The organism is Arthrobacter sp. 131MFCol6.1 (assembly GCF_000374925.1).
In the GTDB taxonomy this organism is placed as follows: Bacteria; Actinomycetota; Actinomycetes; order Actinomycetales; family Micrococcaceae; genus Arthrobacter.
The window spans coordinates 62,306-86,362 of sequence record NZ_KB895545.1 but is presented as its reverse complement, the minus strand read 5'-3'; the positions used below and the strand labels follow the sequence as shown (position 1 = coordinate 86,362).

Genomic DNA, 24,057 nt, shown 5'->3' with positions numbered 1-24,057 from the left:
AGGTCTCAGGAGGCTCCCTGCAGGATCCGGGTCTTCGGAGTTCCCTCAAGGGCGGGCGCCGCCCCGGCGGAGTTCCACACCTTTGCCTGAAGATTGGCCAACAGGGCCTCCGCTTGCTCGCGCTGCTCGAAGTCCAGCTCAACGACTACAGAGTGCGGGTCGTCCACGGGTTGGTTGATGCGGTACGCGGTGACGCCCGACGCCGCGCGGTTCACCGGATCACGGTCGAACGCCGCTTTCCACATGGCGAAATCCTTGATCTTATGCTCGATCTGCAAGGTGAACATGCTGCCCTCCTCGTTGGTGTTTGTTGCCCGCCGCAGCGGATATTCCACACTCTAGAACCGGCCAGCTAAACGCGATACCCCGGAATTTCTGCACCCGACATACCGGCTTCATGGTGCGGGCGCGCCCGTCCTACCCGCCGGCGAACGGCGGCAGTACGTCGACGACGTCGGCCGCCTTGAGTACCGCGGCGTGGTCCCGGACGGCAACTTCGTTGAGCAGGAAACTGGAGCGGGACAGGAGACGGGCCAGCGGCGGCGTACCGACCGGCGGTTCGGGGCGCTCGACGGCGAGAATCGCCTCCAGCAGCGAGGCGAGGGTGTCGCCGTCGGCGAGCTCGTAGCGTTCCTCATCCACGCCGGCAGCAGCGCGCGCGGCAGCGAAGTAGCGTACATTCACGAAAAAAATCAGCCTCCGATGGCGCTCATGCTGCGGTCCGGCTGGACGAAGTCGGGCGCGTCGAGGCCCACATGGTCCATGCCGTGGGCCTTGGGCTTGATCCACATGGCATCCTGCCAGCGTTCGGCGAGCTGTTCGTCGCTGGCGCCCTCGCGCAGCAGCCCCAGCAGATCCACTTCCTCGCGCGAGAACAGGCAGCTCATGATCTTGCCCTCGGCGGTAATGCGCGTCCGGCGGCAGTCTGAGCAGAACGGCTCCGTGACGGAGGCGATGATGCCCACGGTGCCGAGCACGGGGCCGGTCGCCTGGTCGGTGCCGGGAACGCGGGCCCGGACTTCGAACCGTTCCGCCGGGGCGCCGTCGCGGTCCCGCGGGTCGGAACTGAGCACGTAGTCGGCGGAAAGCAGTTCGCGGATCTCCGCGGCGGTGATCATGTTCCGCCGGGTCCAGCCGTGGTCGGCGTCGAGCGGCATCTGCTCGATGAAGCGCAGTTCATAGCCGCGGTCCAGTGCCCAGGCCAGCAGGGCCGGGGACTCGGCGTCGTTGATCCCGCGCATGAGCACGGCGTTGAGCTTGACCGGGCCCAGGCCTGCGGCCCAGGCGGCGTCGACACCGGCGAGGACTCTGTCCAGGAAGGGCCGGCGGGTCAGCTTGGCAAAGGTTTCCTCGTGCAGGGAGTCCAGCGAGACGTTGATCCTGGACAGTCCCGCGGTCTTGAGCCCGGCGGCTTTCTTGTCCAGGCCGACGGCGTTGGTGGTCATTGAAATCGGCAGCTCGGGGTGGGCCTGGCGGAGCGCGGCGATGATATCGAGCAGGTCCGCGCGTACCAGCGGTTCGCCGCCGGTGAGCCGGAGTTCGCGCACGCCGAGCATGTCGACGCCGATCCGCACGATCCGGACGATTTCCTCCGCGGACATCACCGCCTGCTTGGACAGCCATTCCAGACCCTCGGCCGGCATGCAATAGGTGCAACGCAGGTTGCACTTGTCCGTCAGTGAGAGGCGCATGTCCGTGGCCCGGCGACCGTAGCGATCCACGAGCCCGGCAGGCAGGCCCTCCGGACGCTCGGACAGCGCGGCTGCAGCAGGCATTCCCGCTCCGGGACTGCCTGCCACGCGGGGCTGGGGCATACCCAGTTGAACTGTCATAGAGTCAGGCTACGCCACCTCGCGGCCCACGTCACAGCCGCATGACGGCACGGATCTTACGGATTCGGGAACGATGTCCTGCAGGGGTCCGGAGCCCTGCCCGGAGCATGGCGGCGAACCTATGCTGGAAGCGTGAACAAGACCCAGCCGGCCCCGGACGCAACGGAGCACCGGCGCATCCTCCTCGTCGAGGACGAACCGACCATCGCCGGAGTGGTCCGGGACTACCTCGTCCAGGCGGGATTCCAGGTGGTCCTCGCCGACGACGGGTTCACGGCCTTGCGCCTTGCGGCCGAGCGTCGCCCGGACCTCGTCCTGCTGGACCGGATGCTGCCCGGCCTGGACGGCGTGGAAGTCTGCCGCCGGCTACGTGCCGCACACAATGTCCCGGTCATCATGCTCACCGCCCTCGGAACCGAAGACGACCGGATCCTGGGCCTGGAAGCCGGCGCGGACGACTACGTCACCAAGCCGTTCTCGCCCCGCGAGCTGGTACTGCGGGTCCGTTCGGTCCTGCGCCGGAGCATGCCCGAATTCAGCCCGGAGCCCTCCGTCGAAGTGGGCGGTTTCGACCTCAACCCGGCCGCGCGCACCGTCTCCCGTTACGGCAGACCCTTGGCGCTGACGGCCCGGGAGTTCGACCTGCTGGCCTTCATGCTCCGCCGTCCCCGGCAGGTCTTCAGCCGCGAGGAACTCATGAAGGCCGTCTGGGGCTGGGACTACGGGGACCTGTCCACCGTGACGGTGCACGTGCGGAGGCTGAGGGAGAAGATCGAGGACGATCCCACCCGCCCCTCCGTCCTGAAAACGGTCTGGGGGGTGGGTTACCGACTGGATCCCAGCGACGAGGAGGCGTCCGCCGATGCAGACCTCTGAACTCCTGACCATTATCGGCTGGGCCGTGGCCTGGGGGGCCGTGATCGGGGCCGCGTCGCTGCTCATCCTGAAATCCCTGCGCAGGGCCTCGTTCGCGGTCCAGATCTGTGTGGTGGTGCTCGCCGCCGTGGCGGTCCTGACAGCCGGAATGGTCAGCGCCTTCAACGCCATGTTCATCTCGGCCCGGGACCTCGAAGTGATGTGGTACGTCCTGGCGGTGGCCTCCGCCGTGGCTGTCTCGATCGCGCTCGTGCTGGGATCGAGGGTCTCGCGGAACGCGAAGGCGTTGGTCGAGGCCGCGCGGAGCATCGGCCGCGGCGAGAGCCCCGGGATCCAGTCCCCGGTGATGAGCCACGAACTTGCCGCCCTCGCCGCCGAACTCGAATCGAGCAGCCGGATGCTGGAGGCCTCCCGGCAGCGTGAGGCCGCCGTCGAGAACGCCCGCCGCGAACTGGTCAGCTGGATCTCCCACGACCTCCGGACACCGCTGGCGAGCATGCGCGCCATGACCGAGGCCCTGGAAGACGGCATGGCCGCGGATGTCCCCGGCTATTACCGCAAGATCATCGCGCAGACCGACCTCATGGCCGGCATGGTCAACGATCTCCTGGAGCTGTCGAAGATCCACGCCGGAACGATGCGGCTCAAGGCCGAGCCGTTGGACCTGTACGACCTCGCCAGCGACGCCATTGCCGACCTCGCCGCGCTGGCGGAGCAGCACGGCATTACGCTCGACGGCGGCGGCCAGCGGGAAAGCCTGGCCCTCGCCGACGGCCCCTCGATGGGGCGCGCCATCCGGAATGTGGTGCTCAACGCGATCGTCCACAGCGCTCCCGGCTCCCGGGTCACCGTGGAAGTCGGCCGGGACGGTGACCGGGCCGTCGTCGCGGTCACCGACGGCTGCGGCGGGATCCCCGAAGCGGACCTCCCGCATGTGTTCGAGACCGGCTGGCAGAAGGACCCGGCCCGGCGGCAGCCCGGCCGTTGGACCGCCCCCGACGACGGCCCGGACGATAGTTCCCCCAATGGCGGAGCCCCGGGCGACGGCTTCCGGGTGCCAGGGCCGGATGAGCCGGCAGGCGTCATGCGCTACAGCGGCGCCGGACTTGGCCTGAGCATCGTCGCCGGAATCGTCAGCGCCCATCAGGGCACCGTCACCGTGGAGAACGTCGACGGCGGATGCCGGTTCTCGCTGCGGCTCCCCGGCCAGGGAGCCGCCGGCCAGGAGCCAGCCGGCAGCCATGGCACTTCTGCCGGGGAGCCAGCTGCCGGGGGAGCAGCAGTCCCGGCAGCATCGGCCCAGGGGGCACGCAACAGGATTCCGCGCGACGCAGTAGAGGAAAAACTCCGGACGGGACGGGCACAGTGAGCAGCGGCGTCGAATTTGACGGGCACGGGAAAGAAATGGACGGGACACTCGCCGGCAGCGAACAGCGCCATAGGGAACCGCGGGCAAGGCAGCGGCGGTCCCGGGACCTGTGGGCCGCCGTGGCCGGACTGGTGGCCGTGGGGACCGCGGTGGTCCTCGGCGAGCTCACGGCCAGCCTGGTGAGCCCTACGGTGTCTCCTGTGACGGCCGTGGGCGGGGCCGTGATCGATACGGTCCCGCCGGGCGTCAAGGCGTGGGCGATTTCCTTGTTCGGCACGGCGGACAAGGTGGCCCTCCTGGGCGGCATGGCACTGGTCATTGCCGCACTCGCGGCACTCTCCGGCGTCCTTGAAGTGCGGCGCCGTTTCGCCGGCGTGATTCTCATTGCGGTGTTCGGCGTTGTGGGCCTCGTGGCCGTGGTGAGCCGGGCCGACCTGACCGCCAATGCCATCCCCGTCCCGGTGCTGGTGGCACTGGTGGGGATCGCGTTGTTGCGGTGGCTCATCCGGAAACTGTTGGAGTGGCAATCCGTTGCGGGCGGCCGACCGGCTGGGGCGTCCGCCCCGCCGGAAACAGCCCCGCCGGAAAAACCCCCGGCGGAGTCCGCCCCGCCGGAAAAACCCCCGGCGGAGTCCGCAGATACTGCAGCCAATGAAGCCGGGCCCGCCCGGCGCCGGTTCCTGCTGGCCCTGGGCGGGACAGCCGCGGTTGCCGCCGTCGCCGGCGTGCTCGCCTCCACCTTCAGGGGAGCGGCCGCCGTCGTCAGCGACGTGCGCAGCAAGCTAGTCCTCCCGGTGCCCGTCGCTCCCGCACCGCCCATCCCGGCCGGCGCCGAGATCCGGCTGGACGGGCTGCGCCCGCTCGTGACGCCCAACAGGGATTTCTACAGGATCGACACTGCCCTGCGCGTCCCGCTGGTGGACCCGGCGGAATGGACGCTGAAAGTCACGGGCCTGGTGGAACGCGAGATCGAGCTCGACTTCGCCACCCTCCTGGCCAAACCCCTGACGGAACGGCACGTGACCATCGCCTGCGTCTCCAACGAGGTGGGCGGGGACCTGATCGGCAACGCCCGCTGGCTCGGCTGGCCGGTGCGCGAACTGCTCGCCATGGCCGGGCCCAAGCCCGGGGCGGACATGGTGCTCTCCCGCAGCACGGACGGCTGGACGGCAGGGACGCCGCTTGAAGCCCTCACGGACAGCCGCGACGCGCTGCTGGCCGTCGCCATGAACGGGGAACCGCTCCCGCTCGAACACGGATTCCCGGTCCGGCTGATCGTGCCCGGGCTGTACGGCTACGTCTCGGCCACGAAGTGGGTCACCGAGCTGAAAGTGACCCGCTACGCGGACGACGTCGCCTACTGGACTCCCCGCGGCTGGAGCGAGCGCGGGCCCATCAAGACATCGTCCCGCATTGACGTGCCGCGCGACGGGGCCAACGTGACAGGCGGGACGGTGGCCTTCGGCGGCGTCGCGTGGGCCCAGCACACGGGCATCGGCAAGGTGGAGCTGCGCGTCAACCGCGGCGATTGGCGCCAGGCCGAGCTTGCCCCCGGCATCTCCAAGGACACCTGGTACCAGTGGAAGCTGGCCCTGCCGCTGGAGCCGGGACAGTACGAGGTCCAGGTCCGGGCCACAGCCCTCGACGGTGTGCCGCAGGTCGAGGAATCGGCCCCGGTCGCGCCGAACGGAGCCACGGGTTACCACACGGTTAGAGTTGACGTGAAGTCCTAGCGAGCCGAGCAGAGGTCAGGAAAAGCATGCACCGCACCGAGACAAGGCATGTCAGCGTGGAAGCCCACCGGGACAAGGTGCGGGCCCTGCTGGCCCCGTTGCGCATCGAGGCGCGGGTGGAACGGCTCCCGCTGCTCGAAGCCCTGGGCCGGGGGCTGGCCGCCGACATTCTGTCGCCGCTGGACCTTCCCCCCTTCGCCAACTCGCAGATGGACGGCTTCGCGATCCGCAGCGCCGACGTGCCCGACGGCGGCAGGGAACTGCGCGTCGTCGCGCCCGTCCCGGCCGGTGCCGCACCGGCGGAACTCGCCGCCGGCACGGCAGCGCCGATCATGACCGGCGCGATGATGCCGGCCGGGGCTGACGCCGTCGTTCCCATCGAACAGGCGGTGCCCGATTCCTTCCCGGTGCCGGGGGAGCCCGCCACGGTCCACCTGCCGGCCGCGGCCGTCGGAACGTTCGTGCGCGACGCCGGCAGCGACATCCGCTCCGGCGAGCTCGCCCTCGCCGCGGGGGCCTTCCTCGGCCCCGGCCAGCTGGGCCTGCTGGCGGCGATGGGCTATACGGAGGTGCCCGTCCGTCCCTCCCTCCGGGTCCTCCTGGTCACCACCGGCGACGAGGTGGTGGAACCGGGCAGTCCGCTGGGACCGGGCAAGATCTTTGACTCCAACGGCACACTGCTCGAGTCCTCCATGCGCCAGGCCGGGCTCCAGGTCACACGGACCGGCGTCTCCACGGACCAGCCGGACGAGCTCGCCGCCTTGCTGCGCCGGCACGGCCCTGCCGTGGACCTGATCGTCACCACCGGCGGCGTCAGCAAAGGAGCCTATGAGGTGGTCCGGCAGGCGATGGCGGGACACGACGTCGAGTTCGGCGCCGTGGCGATGCAGCCGGGCGGCCCGCAGGGGATCGGCAGCTTCGACGGCGTCCCCGTGCTGGGGTTCCCCGGTAATCCGGTGAGCTGCCTCGTGTCCTTTGAAATGTTCCTCCGCCCGGTCCTCACGGAGCTGTTCGGCGCCCCGGCGCCCCGGCCCGCCGTCCGCGCGAGCCTCGCCGAACCGCTGACGTCCCCGGCGGGCAAGCACCAGGTCCGGCGCGGCACGCTGGCCCCGGACGGCACGGTCAGGCTGGAGGGCGGGGCGGGCTCCCACCTGGTTCATGCCCTGGCCCGGTCCAATGCCCTGGTTCACGTGCCAGAGGGAACAGCGGCGCTCGCAGCGGGCGACGAAGTGGAAGTATGGATCCTGTGAATGATGTAGAAAACCCTGAAGCGGATGCCGCACCAGCGGATAGCGGCGAATCGGACAAAAGCGCAGTGGGCAACACCCGCCTGACCCACCTCCGCCACGACGGCACGGCCCAGATGGTGGATGTGTCCAACAAGGCGCAGTCCACCCGGGAAGCCACGGCCACCGCGACCGTCCGCAGCACGGCCGAGGTCCTTTCCCTCCTCGGCGGCGGTGAGCTCCCGAAGGGCGACGCCCTGGCCGTGGCCCGCATCGCCGGGATCATGGCCGCGAAGAAGACGCCGGACCTGATCCCGCTGTGCCACCCGCTGCCGATCGCCAAGGTCACCATCGACTTTGAGCTCGACGCCGACTCGGTGACAATTTTCGCCACCGTCAAGACCCGCGGCGTCACCGGGGTCGAGATGGAAGCCCTGACCGCGGCGACGGTCGCGGCACTGAGCGTGTACGACATGATCAAGGCCGTGGACAAGCACGCGGTCCTGACCGATATCAAAGTGCTCGCCAAAAGCGGCGGCAAGAGCGGGGACTGGACCCTATGAACATGCCCGAACCCCACCGCCACGGCGAAGCCACAGGCCGGAAGGCCGGCGTCGTGATCGCCTCCACCCGGGCGGCCTCCGGTGTGTATGAGGACCTCACGGGTCCTGTCATCATCGATTGGCTCACCGAACACGGTTTCGAGCCGTTCCCTGCCATGGTGGTGCCGGACGGGGCGCCGGTGGGGGCCGCGCTGAGGGCCCTGCTGAGCCAGCAGCCGGCCGTTATCATCACCAGCGGCGGCACCGGGCTGAGCCCCACCGACGCAACGCCGGAGCAGACGCTGCCCCTGCTGGACCGGGAAATCCCGGGCATCATGGAGGGCATCCGGAACGCCGGAACGGCCAAGACGCCGATGGCCATGCTCAGCCGGGGCCACGCGGGCGCGGCCGGCCGGACGTTCGTCGTGAACCTGCCCGGATCCCCGAAGGGTGTGATGGACGGCCTGGCCGTACTGGATCCCATCCTCGGACACCTTTGCGACCAGCTGGAAGGCAGCCATGGGCACTGACACCGGATTTGAAATTGTGCACGCCGTGCTGAGCGCCGAGCCCATCTCGGTGGAGCAGGCCATCGCGGCCGTCGAGTCGGACACGGCAGGTGCGGTGGTCAGCTTCAGCGGCGTCGTCCGCAACCACGACGGCGGCAAGCAGGTCTCCCGGCTCAGCTACAGCGCCCACCCGACGGCGCACCAGGTGATGGCCGACGTTGTCGCCCGGCTTGTGGCGGAGCACTCCGTCCCGGCCGAAGGCGGCGCGACCGGCGGATCTCCGGAGGACGCCGCCGGCGGCGCCCAAGAAGAGCGGCAGCCGGTGCGGATCTGGGCGGCCCACAGAATCGGCATGCTGGAGATCGGCGATCCTGCCTTGGTCTGCGCCGTCTCTGCGGCCCACCGCGGCCAGGCCTTCGCCGTATGTGCAGAACTTGTTGACCGGATCAAGGCCCAGGTGCCCATCTGGAAAGAGCAGTTCTTTGCCGACGGCAGTGTGGAGTGGGTCGGCGCCGGCGAGTAGGCGCGGTGGTGGCCGGCCGGCAGGAAGCCGGCTCGGGATCAGGAGGAAAGCACCCTGCGCCGGACCTCGGCCCGGTCGACCCCAAGTTCCTTGAGCAGCGCGGCTGCCGGGTCGTGTTCCTCGCGGTCCAGCAGTGACAGCAGAAGATGCGCGGTGGTGATCTGTCGTGACTTCTGATCCATGGTGTACCGAAGCATGCCTTCCATTACCGACCGGGCGCCCGAGCTGAAGGGCGGCTTTTTCCCCCGGCCGGGCATGGGGGCGCGCTCAAATCCTTGGGCGTCTATTCCGATTGACGCGAGTGCCGTGCGGTCAAGCCTCGCCGCCGCTTCCCGTGCCTGATCGAGCGTGACTCCCAGAACGCCGGCCGGACCGGGATCGTGAAGCGCCCCCAGCAGCAGATGATCCGTGCCCAGCCGCTTGTCGCCGCTGCAGCGGGCCTCGTCCATGGCGTAGCCAACGATTTTTCGGGTGTCGCCGGCAAATCGTTCAAACATGGTTTGATCTCACTCTCGGTATTTTGCGTGGACGGACTGCCGTGAGACGCCCAGGGCGTCACCGATCTGCTCCCAGGTCCATCCCTGCTGGCGGGCAGCTCGGACCTGCGCTGCCTCGACCTGTTCTGCGAGGCGATGGAGGGCACCGACCGCTCGTAGACCGACGGCGGGGTCTAGTGAATGAATATGCGCGGACAGGTCGTCAGTCTCCATGCCTGTCAGTTTAGATTGACAACGCCGGCCCGTCAATCCAGCCTGACAGATTTGGGGTTGGCGTGACCATCGGGTCCGCGGGTCTGGCATTGCGGAACGTTGCTCACACGGCATAGAAATCCCGCTGTCCCCACCGACGGCGGGGCCTGTAACCCAAGGCCTCCGGTTCCGGAACGCAACGGCCCCGGCGGTAGGGTTAATGGCATGACCGAACAACTCTCAGTCGCCGTGCTGGGCGCCAGCGGGCGCATGGGCGCAGAGGCCGTGAAGGCCATCGACGCCGCCGCGGACCTGACCCTCGTTGCGGCCCTTGGCCGCAACGACTCCCTCGACTTCCTTGTCAGCTCCGGCGCACAGATCGTGGTGGACCTGACCGTCCCCGAAAGCACCGAGGCGAACGTTCGCTTCGCCGTCGAGCACGGCATGCACGCCGTGGTCGGCACCACCGGCTGGGATGCCGGCCGGCTCGCGGGGCTGCAGGCACTCCTCGCCGACCGGCCCGAAGTTGGTGTCCTGATCGCCCCGAACTTCGCCCTCGGCTCGGTCCTGGCCTCCGCCTTCGCCGCCAAGGCGTCCAAGTACTTCGAATCCGTTGAAATTATTGAGCTGCACCACCCGGACAAGGTCGATGCGCCCTCGGGCACGGCCGTGCGCACGGCGCAGCTGATCTCGGCCGAGCGCTCCGACGCTGGCGTGCCGTCCAGCCCGGACGCCACCACCTCGGAACTCGCGGGTGCCCGCGGCACCGACGTCGACGGCATCCGGGTCCACAGCGTCCGGCTCGCGGGGCTTGTTGCGCACCAGGAGGTCCTGCTGGGCGGGCCGGGGGAGCAGCTGACCATCCGCCACGACTCCTTCGACCGCGCCTCCTTCATGCCCGGAGTGCTGCTGGGGATCCGCAACGTCGCCGCTCACCCCGGTCTCACCGTGGGACTTGACGGCTACCTGGACCTGGGACTCTGAGCCCGATGTCCGCTGCCTTGACAGCCCTGAAAGCGAACCGCACCAAGATCTGGGTGGGGGCCGTCACCCTGCTGCTCGTGTTTTACCTGGTGGTGTCCCTTCAACGTTCCGTGCTGCTGATGTCCGACCCCAGCCTCGTGGCGAAGGCGATCGGCGTCGCCTACCTGGTGCTGCCGGTCATCGGCGCCTGGGCCTTGATCCGGGAACTGCTGTTTGGCGCCCGCACTGAGCGGCTGGCGAAGATCCTCGAAGCCGAAGGAGGCCTGCCGGAGGACACGCTGCCGCGCACGCCCGCCGGCCGGATCATCCGCGAAGCCGCCGACGCCGAATTTGAGAAGTATCGCGCCGAGGCCGAAGCCGCCCCCGGGGACTGGCGTTCCTGGTTCCGGCTCAGCTGTGCCTACGATGCTGCCGGAGACCGCAAGCGCGCCCGCGCCTCAATGCGCGACGCCGTGCGGATGTTCCGTGCCGGGGCGCAGAAACCCTAGCCGGACACCCATCGCCGATGAGGCCGGATCCGGCCGTGGCACCTGCCGCGCCGGGTCCGGCGTCGGACCTTAGCGGAGGCGTGGAGGCTGGCGGACCCGGGCCGGCTGATAGCCGCCAACCTGGTTGGCCGCATGCGTCGCCCACTCCAGCGGCCCGCGCCAGGCCATCGCCGCGAAGACTCCGCCGGCCACCAGCATCCCGACAGCCTGCGCGAAGTACACCCCCTCCACGGTCCAGCCCGGCATCAGCGGCTGATCGTGCAGGGCAGCCATGATGCACAGATGAGCCGTGTAGAGGCTCAACGTCATGGCCCCGGCGCCGCGCAGCGGGAGCATCAGATCCAGTTCCAGCCATTCACCCAGCCGTCCCAGCAGCAGGCACAGACCGATCACGGCGGCAGCGGCCCCCGAAGTGTGCAACAGATCCAGCGTGGTGCCGGAGTGCGGTGCGCTCGTGGCCAGCCACCACACCGAGCCTGACTGGTCGACGCCGGCAAGGTTGACCTGCAGCAGGCTCTCCAGCGGGTAGGCGGGATCGCCGATGTGCGCCTGCAGGGCCTGCCGGCCGCCCCAGTCCTCCAACATGAGCGTCCCCAGCCACTTGGACATGACCGCCACCACCGTTCCGGCAGCCAGCAGCAGGAACGGCACGGCCGCTTTCCACAGCGCCATCCGGCCGATCACCAGCCCTACAAGGAGATAGGCGATCCACTGCAGGACAGGGTAGTAGCCCGTGAGGAAGAGGTCGCCCAGCAGCCTGGCCGGCGTGGCCAGATCCTCCCAGCTGGGGTTGTGACCCAGCCGCAGGGGCGGATCGGCGGACAGCAACCACGGCCGCAGGAGGTAGGCCAGAGCGGGCGCAGCCAGTATCCAGAGGACCGCGAGTGCGGCCAGGCGTTTCACCCCGAGCCCGATAAAGGGCAGCACGCACAGGAACAGGAGGGCGTAGTGGACCAGAATTATCGCGATGTTGACTTCCAGCCCGCCCAGGGAGAGCCCGACGGCGCCGATCACGAACGCCCGCAGGGCGATGCCTCTGCGGGCCGACCACAGTTCGGGGCCCTCAAGCGGCTGCTGTTTCCCCGTGGACAACGCGAGGCCGACTCCGGCCAGCACGGCGAACAGCGCGGCTGCCCGTCCGGAAAACGCCAGGCCAATCCACGTGGGCGTGAGCTGCGGGTCCGGTTCAAAGGTCGCCAGCACGTGCGTGGCCATCATGGCCAGCAGGGCCAGGCCGCGTGCGGCGTCGATACCGGCCAGCCGGGCGCCGGAGGAAGTGCCCCGGACGGTCCGGGAAGCAGTGGTCATTCCGCGCGCGGTCATCATCCGATCGTCTCACGATCGGCCGGGTAATCGTCCCATCTGCGGCCTGCCCACAGCTCCAATCCGTCTCCGAACAAGTCTTGTATTCGAATATATGTTCGAATACGATGGGCGTATGAACGACGCCGCAGAGCCCACCTTCCCGAGACCCCAATGCACCGGCCGGGATTCCACAAACCGGCAAATCCCGGGTCCGGATCCGGTCGGCCCGGAACGGACCAGGACCACGCCGGGCGGACGGGCCGGCGGTGGCGAGTCGGCGGCCGGCGTCCTCAAAGCCATGAGCCCGGGCGTCGTGGACTTCCTCTTCCGGCGCCTGGTGGCCGGCGAACCGGCCGAGGACGTCCAGTGGGGGAACGAAGGCACGGCGCTGGCTGCGGTGCCGCCGGGGGCTGAGCTGGCCCGGCGGCTGGCCGAGACGGACCTTGACGCCCTCACTCCAACAGAGTTGTTCGACTACGTGCGGGCGGCCCAGCGCCTTGCCGCCTGGGCAGAGGCCCTGCGCGAAACCGCCGTTGGGCGTTACTGCTCGGCACCCTCCGGCGACAGATCCGCACCCTCCGGCGAAAGACGGGGTGCATAGGATGGCAGGGTGACCACTGGCTCAATCACCGCGCTGACGCTGTCCGCCGTCCAATACCAGGCCCTGGATGGTGGCGTCGCCGCCAACGTGCCCGAGCACATCCGGCTCATCGAAGACGCCGAGTCGCACGGGGCCCGGATGGTCATCTTTCCCGAACTCTCGCTGACGGGGTACCGGCTGGACCTTCTGGAGGGGGCAGGGGAGTGGCTGAGTGCGGCGGATGGGCGGTTGGACGGCATCCGGGAAATCTGCCGGCGCACCGGAATAACCGCGGTGATCGGGGCCGCGTTCAAAGAACCGGACGGTACGCCGCGGCTGGCCTCCCTCGCAGTCCACCCAACAGGCTCCATCGAGACCAGCTTCAAAGCGCACCTGCACGGACCGGAACAGGATCGCTTCGTGGCCGGCAGCAATCCCGCGGTCCTGGAGATCGACGGCTGGAAGGTCGCCCTGGCGATCTGCTTCGACGCAGCCCGCCCGGGCCACGCGGAATGGGCCGCGGACGCCGGGGCGGACATCTATGCCGTCTCGGCCCTCTACACGGCCGGCGAAGACCACCGGCTGGCACTGCATCTTGGCGCCCGGGCCATGGACAACCGGATGTTCTCCGTCCTGGCGAACCTGGCAGGCGCCACGCCGCTCGGCCCTTCGTGTGGCCAAAGCGGATTCTGGGGTCCTGACGGGCTCCCGCTCCGGCAGGCGGCCGGCACCGGCACCGAGGTGCTGACCGTGAGTCTCCAATACAGTGTGCTGGCGCGGTTTCGGCGGCCCTGAGTCCGGCCGAGCCGCCGAAAAGTGACGCACGGCCGCCGAGTTTGACGTTCGTCACACCGCCGCCATTGTCCTAACATGCCGCAGACAAGGTAACGTTTTTCATATGGCTGACTCTGATATTCGCTCTTACACGTTCGGGACCCTCGTGACTGCCATGGTCACGCCTTTCACACCGGACGGTGAGGTCGACTACCGGCAGTCGGCGGAACTGGCGAGCAAGCTCGTCGACGACGGCAATGACGCCCTCGTGATCTCCGGCACCACGGGGGAGACCTCCACGCTCGAGGACGACGAAAAAGAGAAGCTCTTCCGCGTCATCGTCGAGGCCGTGGGCGACCGCGCCAAAGTCATCGCCGGAACCGGGACCAACCACACGTCGCACTCGATCGAGATGGCCAAGCGCGCCGCCAAGGCCGGAGCGCACGGCCAGCTGATCGTCACGCCGTATTACAACAAGCCGAGCCAGGCCGGCATTCAGGCACACATCGAGGCCGTGGCCGACGCCGCCGACCTCCCCGTCATGGTCTACGACATCCCTGGCCGCGCCGGCGTGCCTATCCTGCCCGAGACCATGATCCGGCTCGCCGACCACCCCAGGATCGTCGCCCTCAAGGATGCCAAGGCCGACTTCAACGCCGTCACGCGCGTCCTGGCGAACACCGATCTTGATGTCTACTCCGGCGACGACGGCCTCACGCTGCCGTGGATGGCCGCCGGCGCCGTCGGGCTGGTCAGCGTTTCCGCGCACGTCGCGACCCGGCAATTCCGTGCGCTGATCGATGCCGCACTTGCAGGCGATTTTGCTACCGCCCGCACCCTACATTTCGAACTGGACCCCGTGGTCCGCGCAGTGATGACCCACATTCAGGGTGCTGTCGCTGCCAAGCAGGTTCTTAAGTGGCAGGGAGTCCTGCCCAACTCGGTTGTCCGTTTGCCCCTCGTGGAGCCGGGCGAGGCCGAGATCGCAACCATCCGCGAGGATTTGGCGGAAGCGGGGATGGTCTTTTCCTGATCGGGAGCCAATCCTGATCGTTAAGAACCAGCCCGGCTTCAGCCTGGAAAGTAGTGCACTATGACCCAAACCGCCCTTCCCGGCCTTGTCACGCCGCCCCGCCTCCCGAAGAACACCCTGCGGATCGTGCCGCTCGGCGGACTCGGGGAAATCGGTCGCAACATGACCGTTTTCGAGATCGATGGCAAGCTCCTCATCGTTGACTGTGGCGTGCTCTTCCCCGAAGAGACCCAGCCCGGTGTCGACCTCATCCTGCCGGACTTCTCCTACATCGAGAACCGTCTCCAGGACATCGTCGCGGTAGTCCTGACCCACGGTCACGAAGACCACATCGGCGCCGTCCCCTACCTCCTGCGCCTGCGCGCCGACATCCCCATCGTCGGGTCACAGCTGACACTGGCCCTGATCGAGGCCAAGCTGCAGGAACACCGGATCAAGCCGAACACGAAGATCGTCGTCGAGGGCCAGGTCGAGAAGTACGGGCCCTTCGAATGCGAGTTCGTCGCCGTCAACCACTCCATCCCGGACGCCCTGGCCGTGTTCCTCCGCACCTCCGGCGGCACCGTCCTGCACACCGGTGACTTCAAGATGGACCAGCTGCCGCTTGATGGCCGCATCACCGACCTCCGCCACTTCGCCAAGCTGGGCGAAGAAGGCGTGGACCTGTTCATGTCGGATTCGACCAATGCCGACGTCCCGGGCTTCACCACCGCCGAGAAGGAAATCGGGCCCACCCTGGACCGGCTGTTCGGGCAGGCCTCCAAGCGCATCATCGTCGCGTCCTTCTCCTCGCACGTGCACCGCGTCCAGCAGGTTCTCGATGCCGCCGCCAACCACAACCGCAAGGTTGCCTTCGTCGGCCGCTCCATGGTCCGGAACATGGCCATCGCCGCGAAACTGGGCTACCTGGAGGTCCCGGCCGGGATCCTGGTCGACATCAAGAACATCGACAACCTGCCGGACAACCGGGTTGTACTGATGTCCACCGGCTCCCAGGGCGAGCCCATGGCCGCCCTGTCCCGCATGGCCAATGGCGACCACCGCGTCGTCGTCGGCGAGGGCGACACCGTCATCCTCGCGTCGAGCCTGATCCCGGGCAACGAAAACGCCGTCTTCCGCATCATCAACGGCCTGCTGAAGCTCGGCGCCGACGTCATCCACAAGGGCAACGCCAAGGTGCACGTCTCCGGCCACGCTGCCGCCGGGGAGCTGCTGTACTGCTACAACATCCTTGAGCCGCTCAACGCCATGCCGGTGCACGGCGAAACCCGCCACCTCATCGCCAACGGCAAGATCGCCCTCGAATCCGGAGTGCCGGAGGAAAGCATCCTGCTCGCGGACAACGGCACAGTGATCGATCTTCGCGACCACCAGGCAGACATCGTGGGCCAGGTCGAGGTTGGGTTCGTCTATGTCGACGGCTCCAGCGTCGGCGAAGTCACGGAAGCAGACCTCAAGGACCGCCAGACTCTCGGCGATGAGGGCTTCATCTCCATCATCACGGTCATCCACCGTGCCACCGGCAAGGTGGTGTCCGGGCCGGAGATCCACGCCCGCGGTGTGGCCGAGGACGATTCCGTCTTCGACGAGATCATCCCCAAGATCAACGAGGCCCTCGAGGAAGCCGTGCTGAACCGCACGGACCACACGACGCACCAGCTGCAGCAGGTCGTCCGCCGGGTCGTCGGCACGTGGGTCAACCGCAAGCTGCGCCGCAAGCCCATGATCATCCCGGTGGTCCTTGAGGCGTAAGCCTCAGGTGGTTCACCGGGCGTAAGCCTCAGGTGGTTCTCCGGTCGTAAGTCCTCCACCCGTACCCGGCGCACGCCTGGTCAACGGCCTTCCCGGCCAACCCGCAGCCTGAGCGCCGCGGGAGGCGGGGGAGGCCGTTCCCGTTGGGTCCGGCGGCAACATGATCCCGGACGCCCGGAAATTCGGGGTTTTCGGCCCGGCATCCGGTACCGTGGCGGGTATGGCGACTCGTACTTCTTCCGCGCCTAGAGGAAACTCAAGCGGCAAATCAGGCAGTTCTCCCGGCCGGGGGTCCAGTCCCGCCGCATCCAAATCCGCCCGGCCGCGGGGCGCCGCAGGCGGCACCGCAGGCGGCACCGCAGGTAGAACAACAGCCACCGCCCGGACCCGGCAGCTGGCCGTTGTTGAGCCGCACCAGCCCTGGGTGGTGCGGGTGCTGGCCGGAGCCTGGCTGGGCGTCGCCCACGTGATCGGCGCCGGCATCCGCCGGGTCGGCCACGACGTCAGCGACCTCGCCCCCGAGGACCGCCGCGACGGCGCCGCCCTGTTCAATCTGGCCCTGGGAGTCTTCGTCGCCACCTTCGCGTGGTGGGGATTCCAGGGCTGGCTCCCCGATCTCATCTTTGCGATCGTCAACGGCACATTCGGCTGGATGGCCCTGCTGCTGCCGCTCATGCTGTTCGTGTGCGCCTTCCGCCTGTTCCGCCAGCCCGACGACGGCCGCGGCAACAACCGGATCGGCATCGGCTTCCTCATCATGACGTTCGCCGGTTCCGGGCTGGCCCACATCATTGGCGGCCAGCCGACCGTCGCCGACGGCTTTGACGGCCTGCGCCGGGCCGGCGGCATGCTCGGCTACCTCGCCGCGGCCCCGCTGGCCGCCGTGCACACCGCCGTCCCCGTCGCGGTGTACGGCCTGCTGGCCTTCACCTCGCTGCTGATCGTCACCGCCACGCCCTTCGGCGCCATCCCCGGCCGCCTGCGCGACGCCTACGAGCACCTGATGGGCATCGACCTGCAGGACGACGAAGACGGCGACCGCCACGACCGCAGCTACCTGTACGAGAACGACGCACCGGCCCCGGCCAGGAAGAAGCGCAAGCGCCTCTTCGGCAAGGACCACGACGACGAGTCCGGCCTGGAAGGCTACGTCGGCGACGAGGCCTTCGAGCGCGCCCTCATCGCAGATGAGGAAGCTGCCGACGCACGTCCGGCCAAGGGCGCCAAGGGCAAGGCGCACTCTGGCGCCGCGGCCGATGCTGCGCCCGATGTGGCGCCCGGCGTCCGCCGTCCCACCCAGGCCGAGATCGCCGTCGAAAAGATCAAGGCCGCCCAGGGGCTGGGCTCGGCAGGATCCGCCGGCGCTGCGGCGGAGTCCAGCGGCGACGCCACCGAGGCCATCCCGCTGGTCACTCCGGGGATGGTGGCCGCGGGATCGCTCAATCCCGCCGCCGCCGCGGCCGCCAAGGTCCCCTCCAACCCGGTCGCGCCGGCACCGCTGCCCACCCCGATTCCGCAGCGCACCGAACAGCTCTCCTTGGCCGGCGACGTCACCTACACCCTGCCGGCGTCGGACGTGCTGACACCCGGTTCCATCCCCAAGGAACGCACCGAGGCCAACGACGCGATTGTCGCCTCGCTCACCGAGACCCTCAACCAGTTCAACGTGGAGGCGCAGGTCACCGGCTTCAGCCGCGGCCCCACCGTGACCCGCTACGAAATCGAGCTGTCCCCGGGCACCAAGGTGGAGCGGGTCACCGCCCTGTCCAAGAACATCTCCTATGCCGTTGCCAGCTCGGATGTGCGCATCCTGAGTCCCATCCCGGGCAAGTCGGCCATCGGCATCGAAATCCCCAACACGGACCGCGAAACCGTTTCCCTGGGCGACGTGCTGCGCAGCCAGAACGCCCGCCGCACCGACCACCCCATGGTCATGGGGGTCGGCAAGGACGTCGAGGGCGGGTACGTCGTGGCCAACCTGGCCAAGATGCCGCACTTGCTCGTGGCCGGTGCCACCGGTGCCGGCAAGTCCTCGTTCGTGAACTCGATGATCACCTCGATCCTGATGCGGGCCACCCCGGACGAGGTCCGGATGGTCATGGTGGACCCCAAGCGCGTGGAACTCACGGCCTACGAGGGGGTCCCGCACCTCATCACCCCGATCATCACCAACCCGAAGAAGGCGGCAGAGGCCCTGCAGTGGGTGGTCCGGGAAATGGATGCCCGCTACGACGACCTCGCCAATTACGGCTTCAAGCACATCGATGACTTCAACAAGGCCGTCCGGGCCGGCAAGGTCCACCCGCCCGAAGGTTCCAAGCGCGTCATCAAGCCGTACCCGTACCTGCTGGTGATCGTGGACGAACTCGCCGACCTCATGATGGTGGCCCCGCGCGACGTCGAAGACTCGATCGTCCGCATCACGCAGCTGGCCCGTGCGGCCGGCATCCACCTGGTCCTGGCCACCCAGCGCCCGTCGGTCGACGTCGTGACCGGCCTGATCAAGGCGAACGTGCCCTCCCGCATGGCCTTCGCCACCTCCTCCGTCACCGACTCCCGCGTGGTCCTGGACCAGCCGGGCGCCGAAAAACTCATCGGCCAGGGCGATGCCCTGTTCCTGCCGATGGGGGCGTCCAAGGCGATGCGTGTCCAGGGTGCCTGGGTCACCGAATCCGAAATCCACAAGGTCGTCGAGCACGTCAAGGGCCAGCTCAAGGCCGTCTACCGGGACGACGTCGCGCCCGAGGCGCAGAAGAAGCAGATCGACGACGACATCGGGGACGATCTTGAGGTCCTGCTCCAGGCAACCGAGCTCGTGGTCACCACCCAGTTCGGCTCCACCTCGATGCTCCAGCGCAAGCTCCGTGTCGGTTTCGCGAAGGCCGGCCGCCTCATGGACCTGCTCGAGTCCAGGGGAGTGGTGGGGCCCTCCGAAGGTTCCAAGGCGCGCGACGTGCTGGTCAAGCCCGATGACCTCGCCGCCGTGCTGGCCGCGATGAAGGGGCAGGACGGTCCGGTGTCCGCCGACTCGCAGACCGCGGCACTGAGCGATAACGCCAACGCGAACATCGCCCAGGGCGGTTACGCCGAGGACCTCGTGGCGGCCGACCTGGAAAACCGCACCCATGCGATCGACTACCACGACGGCGCCGACGGCGGTTCCAGCGACGAGGACGGCTCGGAGGACGCCTGGTCGCTCACCGGGCGGTAGCGCAGACGGTAGCCTAGGAAGGTGAATAGCGCCGAAGCCAACGCCGGATCCGCCTCGCGGATCTGGAACCTGCCGAATGTCCTCACGATGCTGCGGATAGTGCTGGTGCCGTTCTTCGTCTGGTTCCTCCTCCTCGACGCGCCGGGACTGCAGGCCCAGAACGGCGTCTGGCGCTGGGCGGCCGCCTTCGTCTTCGCGGTGGCCATCTACACGGACAAGCTCGACGGCGACATCGCCCGGTCCCGCGGCCTCGTCACCGACTTCGGCAAGATTGCTGACCCGATTGCCGACAAGCTCCTGATCGGTTCCGCGCTGGTCATGCTCTCGTTGCTCCAGGAACTGCCGTGGTGGGTCACGATCCTGATCCTGGTCCGGGAGTGGGGCATCACAGCGCTGCGCTTCTTCGTGATCCGCTACGGCGTCATCCCGGCCTCGCGCGGCGGCAAGCTCAAGACCGTGGTGCAGACGGTGGCCATCTTTCTCTACGTCCTTCCGCTGGCGTCCCTAGCCCCGTGGCTGGGCGTTGTAGCGTTCGTCGTGATGATGGCTGCCCTGGTCATCACCCTGTGGACCGGCGGCGAATACGTCATCGAGGCGCTCAAGCTGCGGGCCGCCGGCATCAGGGCAGAGAAACAACGTTCAAGGGAGAACAAGCCATGAACCAGCCGGACCCAGCTCCTCATCCCCAACTGCATCCCAACCTCCACCCCAACCTGCACCGGCTGGCGGAGCAGGCCGTCACCGGCGCCCTCGGCCGCGGCATGACCGCCGCCACCGCCGAATCCCTCACCGCCGGGATGGTCACCGCCGTGCTGGCCGACACGCCCGGCGCCTCCGGGATGCTGCAGGGCGGCGTGGTGTCCTACGCCAACAAGGTCAAGGCCGGCGTTCTGGGCGTCCCCAGTGAGCTGCTCGACTCCGTCGGCTCCGTGGACGGCGACGTAGCCGCAGCCATGGCCGACGGCGCGCGGCGCATCTGCGGCGCCGACATCGGGGTGTCCACCACCGGCGTGGCCGGGCCCGAACCGCACGACGGCAAAGCGGTCGGCACGGTCTTTATCGGCATCGCCACGGCGGAAGGATCGACGTCGTACCCCTATTCGTTTGAGGGCAGCCGCGCAGAGATCCGCGCCCTCGCGTGCGGCGCTGCGCTGGAGCGTCTGCTGGAGGCCCTATCTTCCGAAGGCTACCGGGCGTAAAGTTGCCGGGAACAAAAGTTGATTCCGAATAGTTGTTACATTGTGTCGCTTCCAAATGAGGGAGGCGCCTAGGATGAAATCATCAGCAGAGTCCGCCCCCACCGGCGGACTCGACAGTACGAGGAGCAAGGCGATACAGATGGTAAAGCAGCCCGTATCCGTAAACGGCGTTGTCCGCTGGAAGGATGTGGGCCTCGCCGATCAGGCCAAGAGCGAACAGAAGGAGCGCAAGATGGTTGTACTACGTCACGAAATCGGTGATGTCCTGCGCGACGTCCGCCAGCGCCAGGGCCGTACGCTCCGCGAAGTCTCTCACAGTGCCCGTGTTTCCTTGGGCTACCTGAGCGAAGTGGAACGCGGCCAGAAGGAAGCCTCCTCGGAGTTGCTCTCCTCGATCTGCTCGGCCCTCGATGTTCCGCTTTCGAGCATGCTCCGCGAAGTCAGCGACCGCGTCGCAGTCGCAGAAGGCGTCGCGGTTCCGGACACCGTTCCCCAGGAGTTCGCGCAGCGCTACGGCCGCGACCTCGACCGGGAGCTCAACTCCGACCTCAGCGACGAGCTGGCCAAGGGCCTCCTCTCCGGAGCACGCTAACCCCCAACTCACTTAAGACCTAAGACACACAAGAGGACCTCCGGCCGCGGCCGGAGGTCCTCTGACGTATTCCGGGGACCTGGATTCCCGCCGGGGGAGTCAGGCAGGCTCGTCCCGGGGGAACCCGTCACGTTCGTAGGTGGCATTGAGCTTGGCCATGTACATGGCCAGCGCCTGCAGATCCTCGGCGGGCCATTCCGCCAGGCGTTCCCGAAACACCTCACGTCGGGCGTCCTGGACCTGATGCATCCTTTCCTCGCCTTCGGGCGTCAGCCGGATGGCCTGCGCCCGGCCGTCCAGGGGGTCCGCCTCCTTGGACACCAGCCCGAGGCCCTCGAGGAAGGCGATCTGCCGGCTCACCGAAGGCTTGCCGACACCGATGCAGGAGGCGAGATCGGTCAGCCGGATGGGGCCCTGCTTGCGGATCACGCTGAGCAGCCCGTAGGCGGCTGGTTCCATGTCCGGATGGACCTGGCGCGAGAGCTGATGGGAAATCGACCGGCCCCGGCGCCAGAGCAGGCTCAGCTGGTTCTCGACGGCGTCCAGGGCGGCATCCGCGCCGGCGGGATCGGGAGCTGCATTTCCCGCGGACTCAGTTGGGTTGCTCATGGCAACCATTCTAGAGTCCCGGGCCGTGAGAGACTTTACTCGTGCGAATCAGTGACTTTTGGCGGCTTATGGACGACGAGTTCGGCGCGGGATACTCCCGCGTCCTGAGCAGTTCGCTGGTCCTGGCAGGCGTTGGAGGCCGCACCGCGGACCAGGCCCTCAGCGCCGGCGTTCCGCCCCGCCAGGTGTGGCTTGCCCTGTGCGACGTCCAGGACGTCCCGCCGGAGCGCCGCCTGGGCCGGGACGTCAAACCCCGTGACACCACCGGGCCCCGCTGACACCTGCGACGACGCCGGCTGAGCCCCGTTGACGCCTGACACGACCCGTCGACGCCTGACACGCCGCCCGCTTGTTCGAATATCTGTTCGGATAGCGATATGCTTTTTTTCAGACCGTTTTCCACATAAGTGGTTCTCTCGACAACTTTGTCGGAGGGTGCCAGTAGCGTCAGTGATGACAGACAAAGGCCTCCACGGCCACTCCACAGCGAGAAAGTATTAGAGGTGTGAATCATGGCCGCAGCCCCGGATCGCCAGAAGGCGCTCGACGCAGCGCTTGCCCAGATTGACAAGCAGTTCGGCAAAGGCTCGGTTATGCGCCTCGGCGATGAAGTCCGTGCGCCCATCGAAGTCATCCCGACCGGCTCCATCGCACTGGACGTCGCCCTCGGAATTGGCGGCCTGCCCCGCGGCCGCGTCGTGGAAATCTACGGTCCGGAATCATCCGGTAAGACCACGGTCGCCCTGCACGCCGTTGCCAACGCCCAGCGCCAGGGCGGCATTGCCGCCTTCATCGACGCCGAGCACGCCCTCGATCCGGAATACGCCGCCAAGCTGGGCGTCGATACCGACGCACTCCTGGTCTCCCAGCCGGACACCGGCGAGCAGGCACTGGAAATCATGGACATGCTTATTGGTTCCGGCTCCCTTGACGTCATCGTCATCGACTCCGTGGCCGCCCTCGTTCCCCGCGCGGAGATCGAAGGCGACATGGGCGACAGCCACGTTGGCCTGCAGGCCCGCCTGATGAGCCAGGCCCTGCGTAAGATCACCGGCCGCCTGAGCCAGACGAAGACCACGGCCATCTTCATCAACCAGCTGCGTGAAAAGATCGGTGTCTTCTTCGGCTCTCCGGAAACCACCACCGGTGGTAAGGCGCTGAAGTTCTACGCCTCCATTCGCATCGACGTCCGCCGCATCCAGACCCTGAAAGAGGGCGCCGATTCCGTCGGCAACCGCACCAAGGCCAAAATCGTCAAGAACAAGATGGCCCCGCCCTTCAAGATCGCCGAGTTCGACATCATCTACGGCCAGGGCATTTCCCGTGAGGGCGGCATTATCGATATGGGTGTCGAGCACGGCCTGATCAAAAAGTCGGGCTCCTGGTTCACCTACGATGGCGACCAGCTGGGCCAGGGCATGGAGAACTCCCGCCGCTTCCTGCGCGACAACCCGGAGCTGGCGGCCGAACTCGAGCGTTTGATCAAGGAAAAGCTCGGTGTCGGCGTCAAGGCCCCGGCCGAGACCGAGGAATCACCGAAGCTGAAGGCCGTTGACGGCTTCTAACAGCCGGCGGCGCAAGGGGGCAGGATTTCCATCACGGAATCCTGCCCTCGGCTTTGTCGACCCCGACCAGCCCGCGGACAGCGCCCATGGCGCGGGTGCGCCGGCCGAACAAGACCGGGACGCGGACCCCGCGGCCGTGGCGCGTGCCATCGTGCTGCGGCAGCTGACGAATTCGCCCAAGAGCCGGCTGCAACTCGCGCGCAAACTGGCCGAGCGCAACGTCCCCGAGGACGTCGCGGAGGCCGTGCTGGACCGCTTCGAGGAAGTGCGGCTGGTTGACGACGCCGAGTTCGCCGACATGTGGGTCCGCAGCAGGTCCCAGACCCGCAAGCTCGCCAAGGGGGCCTTGCGGCGCGAACTTGCGGACAAGGGCATCGACCCGGAGATCGCTGCCGGTGCACTGGATCAGCTCAGCGACGCCGACGAGGAAACAGCAGCCAGGGAGCTCGTGGAGCGCAAGCTGCGGGGATTCACCGGCGGCGAAGACCGGGCGGAACGCGACAAGGTGACGCGCCGCCTTGCCTCAATGCTGGCCCGCAAGGGATACCAGCCGTCGCTCGCCTTCCGGGTGGTGGGTGAGGTGCTCGATGCCGCCGCCGGCCATGCAGGGGACGGGGACTAGAGCCGCCGGGCGGGGGTCTGCGCTGGACCAGCCGCTGCCCGCTA

26 protein-coding genes are annotated in these 24,057 nt (G+C 68.0%); 20 read left to right on the top strand and 6 right to left on the bottom strand.

The annotated features are described in order from the left end of the window. Window positions 1-5: 5 nt before the first annotated feature. From C566_RS0111445 to moaA, 3 genes are all read right to left on the bottom strand, one after another. Complete coding sequence (locus tag C566_RS0111445) at window positions 6-287, bottom strand: hypothetical protein (RefSeq protein WP_018774481.1); 282 nt, start codon at window positions 285-287, stop codon at window positions 6-8. A gap of 130 nt (window positions 288-417) precedes the next feature. Further along, entirely contained in the window at window positions 418-684 is a 267-nt protein-coding gene (locus tag C566_RS0111440) for a MoaD/ThiS family protein (RefSeq protein WP_018774480.1), read from the bottom strand. An 8-nt stretch (window positions 685-692) separates the two neighbouring features. Continuing rightward, a complete protein-coding gene (gene moaA, locus C566_RS0111435) occupies window positions 693-1,832 on the bottom strand; it encodes a GTP 3',8-cyclase MoaA (RefSeq protein WP_026266612.1) in 1,140 nt (379 codons plus the stop codon). Between the two features lie 132 nt (window positions 1,833-1,964). On the opposite strand from moaA, the gene C566_RS0111430 reads away from it, so the two are divergent. Genes C566_RS0111430 through C566_RS0111400 form a run of 7 tightly spaced genes read left to right on the top strand, consistent with a single transcriptional unit; the run spans window position 1,965 to window position 8,610 of the window. Next, a complete protein-coding gene (locus C566_RS0111430) occupies window positions 1,965-2,708 on the top strand; it encodes a response regulator transcription factor (protein WP_018774478.1) in 744 nt (247 codons plus the stop codon). Beyond that, complete coding sequence (locus C566_RS0111425; protein WP_018774477.1) at window positions 2,695-4,077, top strand: sensor histidine kinase; 1,383 nt, start codon at window positions 2,695-2,697, stop codon at window positions 4,075-4,077. The genes C566_RS0111430 and C566_RS0111425 overlap by 14 nt, the downstream gene beginning before the upstream one ends. A gap of 35 nt (window positions 4,078-4,112) precedes the next feature. After that, complete coding sequence (locus C566_RS0111420) at window positions 4,113-5,810, top strand: molybdopterin-dependent oxidoreductase (protein WP_081627326.1); 1,698 nt, start codon at window positions 4,113-4,115, stop codon at window positions 5,808-5,810. 26 nt (window positions 5,811-5,836) lie between these two features. Further along, window positions 5,837-7,060, top strand: coding sequence for a molybdopterin molybdotransferase MoeA (locus C566_RS0111415; RefSeq protein WP_018774475.1), 1,224 nt, complete (start codon window positions 5,837-5,839; stop codon window positions 7,058-7,060). Beyond that, window positions 7,057-7,599, top strand: a complete 543-nt coding sequence (gene moaC, locus C566_RS0111410) for a cyclic pyranopterin monophosphate synthase MoaC (RefSeq protein WP_018774474.1) — start codon at window positions 7,057-7,059, stop codon at window positions 7,597-7,599. The genes C566_RS0111415 and moaC overlap by 4 nt, the downstream gene beginning before the upstream one ends. After that, window positions 7,596-8,108 carry a MogA/MoaB family molybdenum cofactor biosynthesis protein gene (locus tag C566_RS0111405; protein ID WP_018774473.1) on the top strand — a complete coding sequence of 171 codons (513 nt, stop codon included), beginning with the start codon at window positions 7,596-7,598 and terminating at the stop codon, window positions 8,106-8,108. Before moaC ends, C566_RS0111405 begins: the two co-directional genes overlap by 4 nt. Continuing rightward, a complete protein-coding gene (locus tag C566_RS0111400; protein WP_018774472.1) occupies window positions 8,098-8,610 on the top strand; it encodes a molybdenum cofactor biosynthesis protein MoaE in 513 nt (170 codons plus the stop codon). Before C566_RS0111405 ends, C566_RS0111400 begins: the two co-directional genes overlap by 11 nt. Before the next feature lie 38 nt (window positions 8,611-8,648). Here C566_RS0111400 and C566_RS0111395 read toward each other — a convergent pair whose 3' ends face one another. Next, window positions 8,649-9,107: a Clp protease N-terminal domain-containing protein gene (locus tag C566_RS0111395; protein WP_018774471.1), complete on the bottom strand. Its 459-nt coding sequence runs from the start codon at window positions 9,105-9,107 to the stop codon at window positions 8,649-8,651. A gap of 417 nt (window positions 9,108-9,524) precedes the next feature. Here C566_RS0111395 and dapB point away from each other — a divergent pair, with 417 nt between their 5' ends. Further along, on the top strand, window positions 9,525-10,283 hold the full coding sequence (gene dapB, locus C566_RS0111385; protein ID WP_018774470.1) for a 4-hydroxy-tetrahydrodipicolinate reductase: 759 nt from the start codon (window positions 9,525-9,527) through the stop codon (window positions 10,281-10,283). Window positions 10,284-10,288: 5 nt separating this feature from the next. Next, window positions 10,289-10,771 (top strand): hypothetical protein, encoded by a 483-nt coding sequence (locus tag C566_RS0111380; protein ID WP_018774469.1) that lies wholly within the window; start codon window positions 10,289-10,291, stop codon window positions 10,769-10,771. Between the two features lie 69 nt (window positions 10,772-10,840). On the opposite strand, the gene C566_RS0111375 is transcribed toward C566_RS0111380, so the two are convergent. Next, window positions 10,841-12,094, bottom strand: coding sequence for a heparan-alpha-glucosaminide N-acetyltransferase domain-containing protein (locus tag C566_RS0111375; RefSeq protein ID WP_026266609.1), 1,254 nt, complete (start codon window positions 12,092-12,094; stop codon window positions 10,841-10,843). Window positions 12,095-12,209: 115 nt separating this feature from the next. Here C566_RS0111375 and C566_RS23185 point away from each other — a divergent pair, with 115 nt between their 5' ends. The 8 genes from C566_RS23185 to C566_RS0111335 all read left to right on the top strand — a co-directional run bounded on the left by C566_RS23185 (window position 12,210) and on the right by C566_RS0111335 (window position 21,217). Further along, window positions 12,210-12,677 (top strand): hypothetical protein, encoded by a 468-nt coding sequence (locus C566_RS23185; RefSeq protein ID WP_018774467.1) that lies wholly within the window; start codon window positions 12,210-12,212, stop codon window positions 12,675-12,677. A gap of 9 nt (window positions 12,678-12,686) precedes the next feature. Beyond that, the gene (locus C566_RS0111365; RefSeq protein WP_018774466.1) at window positions 12,687-13,451 is read left to right on the top strand and encodes a carbon-nitrogen hydrolase family protein; all 765 of its coding nucleotides are present in this window, start codon (window positions 12,687-12,689) and stop codon (window positions 13,449-13,451) included. 103 nt (window positions 13,452-13,554) lie between these two features. Beyond that, window positions 13,555-14,463 (top strand): 4-hydroxy-tetrahydrodipicolinate synthase, encoded by a 909-nt coding sequence (gene dapA, locus C566_RS0111360; protein ID WP_018774465.1) that lies wholly within the window; start codon window positions 13,555-13,557, stop codon window positions 14,461-14,463. 60 nt (window positions 14,464-14,523) lie between these two features. After that, window positions 14,524-16,215 (top strand): ribonuclease J, encoded by a 1,692-nt coding sequence (locus C566_RS0111355; protein ID WP_018774464.1) that lies wholly within the window; start codon window positions 14,524-14,526, stop codon window positions 16,213-16,215. Window positions 16,216-16,435: 220 nt separating this feature from the next. Further along, entirely contained in the window at window positions 16,436-19,426 is a 2,991-nt protein-coding gene (locus C566_RS0111350) for an FtsK/SpoIIIE family DNA translocase (protein WP_026266608.1), read from the top strand. A gap of 21 nt (window positions 19,427-19,447) precedes the next feature. Next, window positions 19,448-20,086, top strand: a complete 639-nt coding sequence (pgsA, locus tag C566_RS0111345; RefSeq protein WP_018774462.1) for a CDP-diacylglycerol--glycerol-3-phosphate 3-phosphatidyltransferase — start codon at window positions 19,448-19,450, stop codon at window positions 20,084-20,086. Further along, complete coding sequence (locus tag C566_RS0111340; protein ID WP_018774461.1) at window positions 20,083-20,625, top strand: CinA family protein; 543 nt, start codon at window positions 20,083-20,085, stop codon at window positions 20,623-20,625. The genes pgsA and C566_RS0111340 overlap by 4 nt, the downstream gene beginning before the upstream one ends. Window positions 20,626-20,764: 139 nt before the next feature. Next, window positions 20,765-21,217 carry a helix-turn-helix domain-containing protein gene (locus tag C566_RS0111335; protein WP_018774460.1) on the top strand — a complete coding sequence of 151 codons (453 nt, stop codon included), beginning with the start codon at window positions 20,765-20,767 and terminating at the stop codon, window positions 21,215-21,217. Window positions 21,218-21,316: 99 nt separating this feature from the next. Here C566_RS0111335 and C566_RS0111330 read toward each other — a convergent pair whose 3' ends face one another. Continuing rightward, complete coding sequence (locus tag C566_RS0111330) at window positions 21,317-21,826, bottom strand: MarR family winged helix-turn-helix transcriptional regulator (protein ID WP_018774459.1); 510 nt, start codon at window positions 21,824-21,826, stop codon at window positions 21,317-21,319. A gap of 41 nt (window positions 21,827-21,867) precedes the next feature. Between C566_RS0111330 and C566_RS0111325 the strand changes: the two genes are divergently transcribed. The 3 genes from C566_RS0111325 (at window position 21,868) to C566_RS0111315 (ending at window position 24,013) form a co-directional block, all read left to right on the top strand. Then, a complete protein-coding gene (locus tag C566_RS0111325) occupies window positions 21,868-22,104 on the top strand; it encodes a DUF3046 domain-containing protein (RefSeq protein WP_026266606.1) in 237 nt (78 codons plus the stop codon). Window positions 22,105-22,338: 234 nt separating this feature from the next. Then, the gene (gene recA / locus C566_RS0111320) at window positions 22,339-23,391 is read left to right on the top strand and encodes a recombinase RecA (protein ID WP_018774457.1); all 1,053 of its coding nucleotides are present in this window, start codon (window positions 22,339-22,341) and stop codon (window positions 23,389-23,391) included. A 136-nt stretch (window positions 23,392-23,527) separates the two neighbouring features. Continuing rightward, window positions 23,528-24,013, top strand: coding sequence for a regulatory protein RecX (locus tag C566_RS0111315; RefSeq protein ID WP_018774456.1), 486 nt, complete (start codon window positions 23,528-23,530; stop codon window positions 24,011-24,013). Window positions 24,014-24,057: the final 44 nt, after the last annotated feature.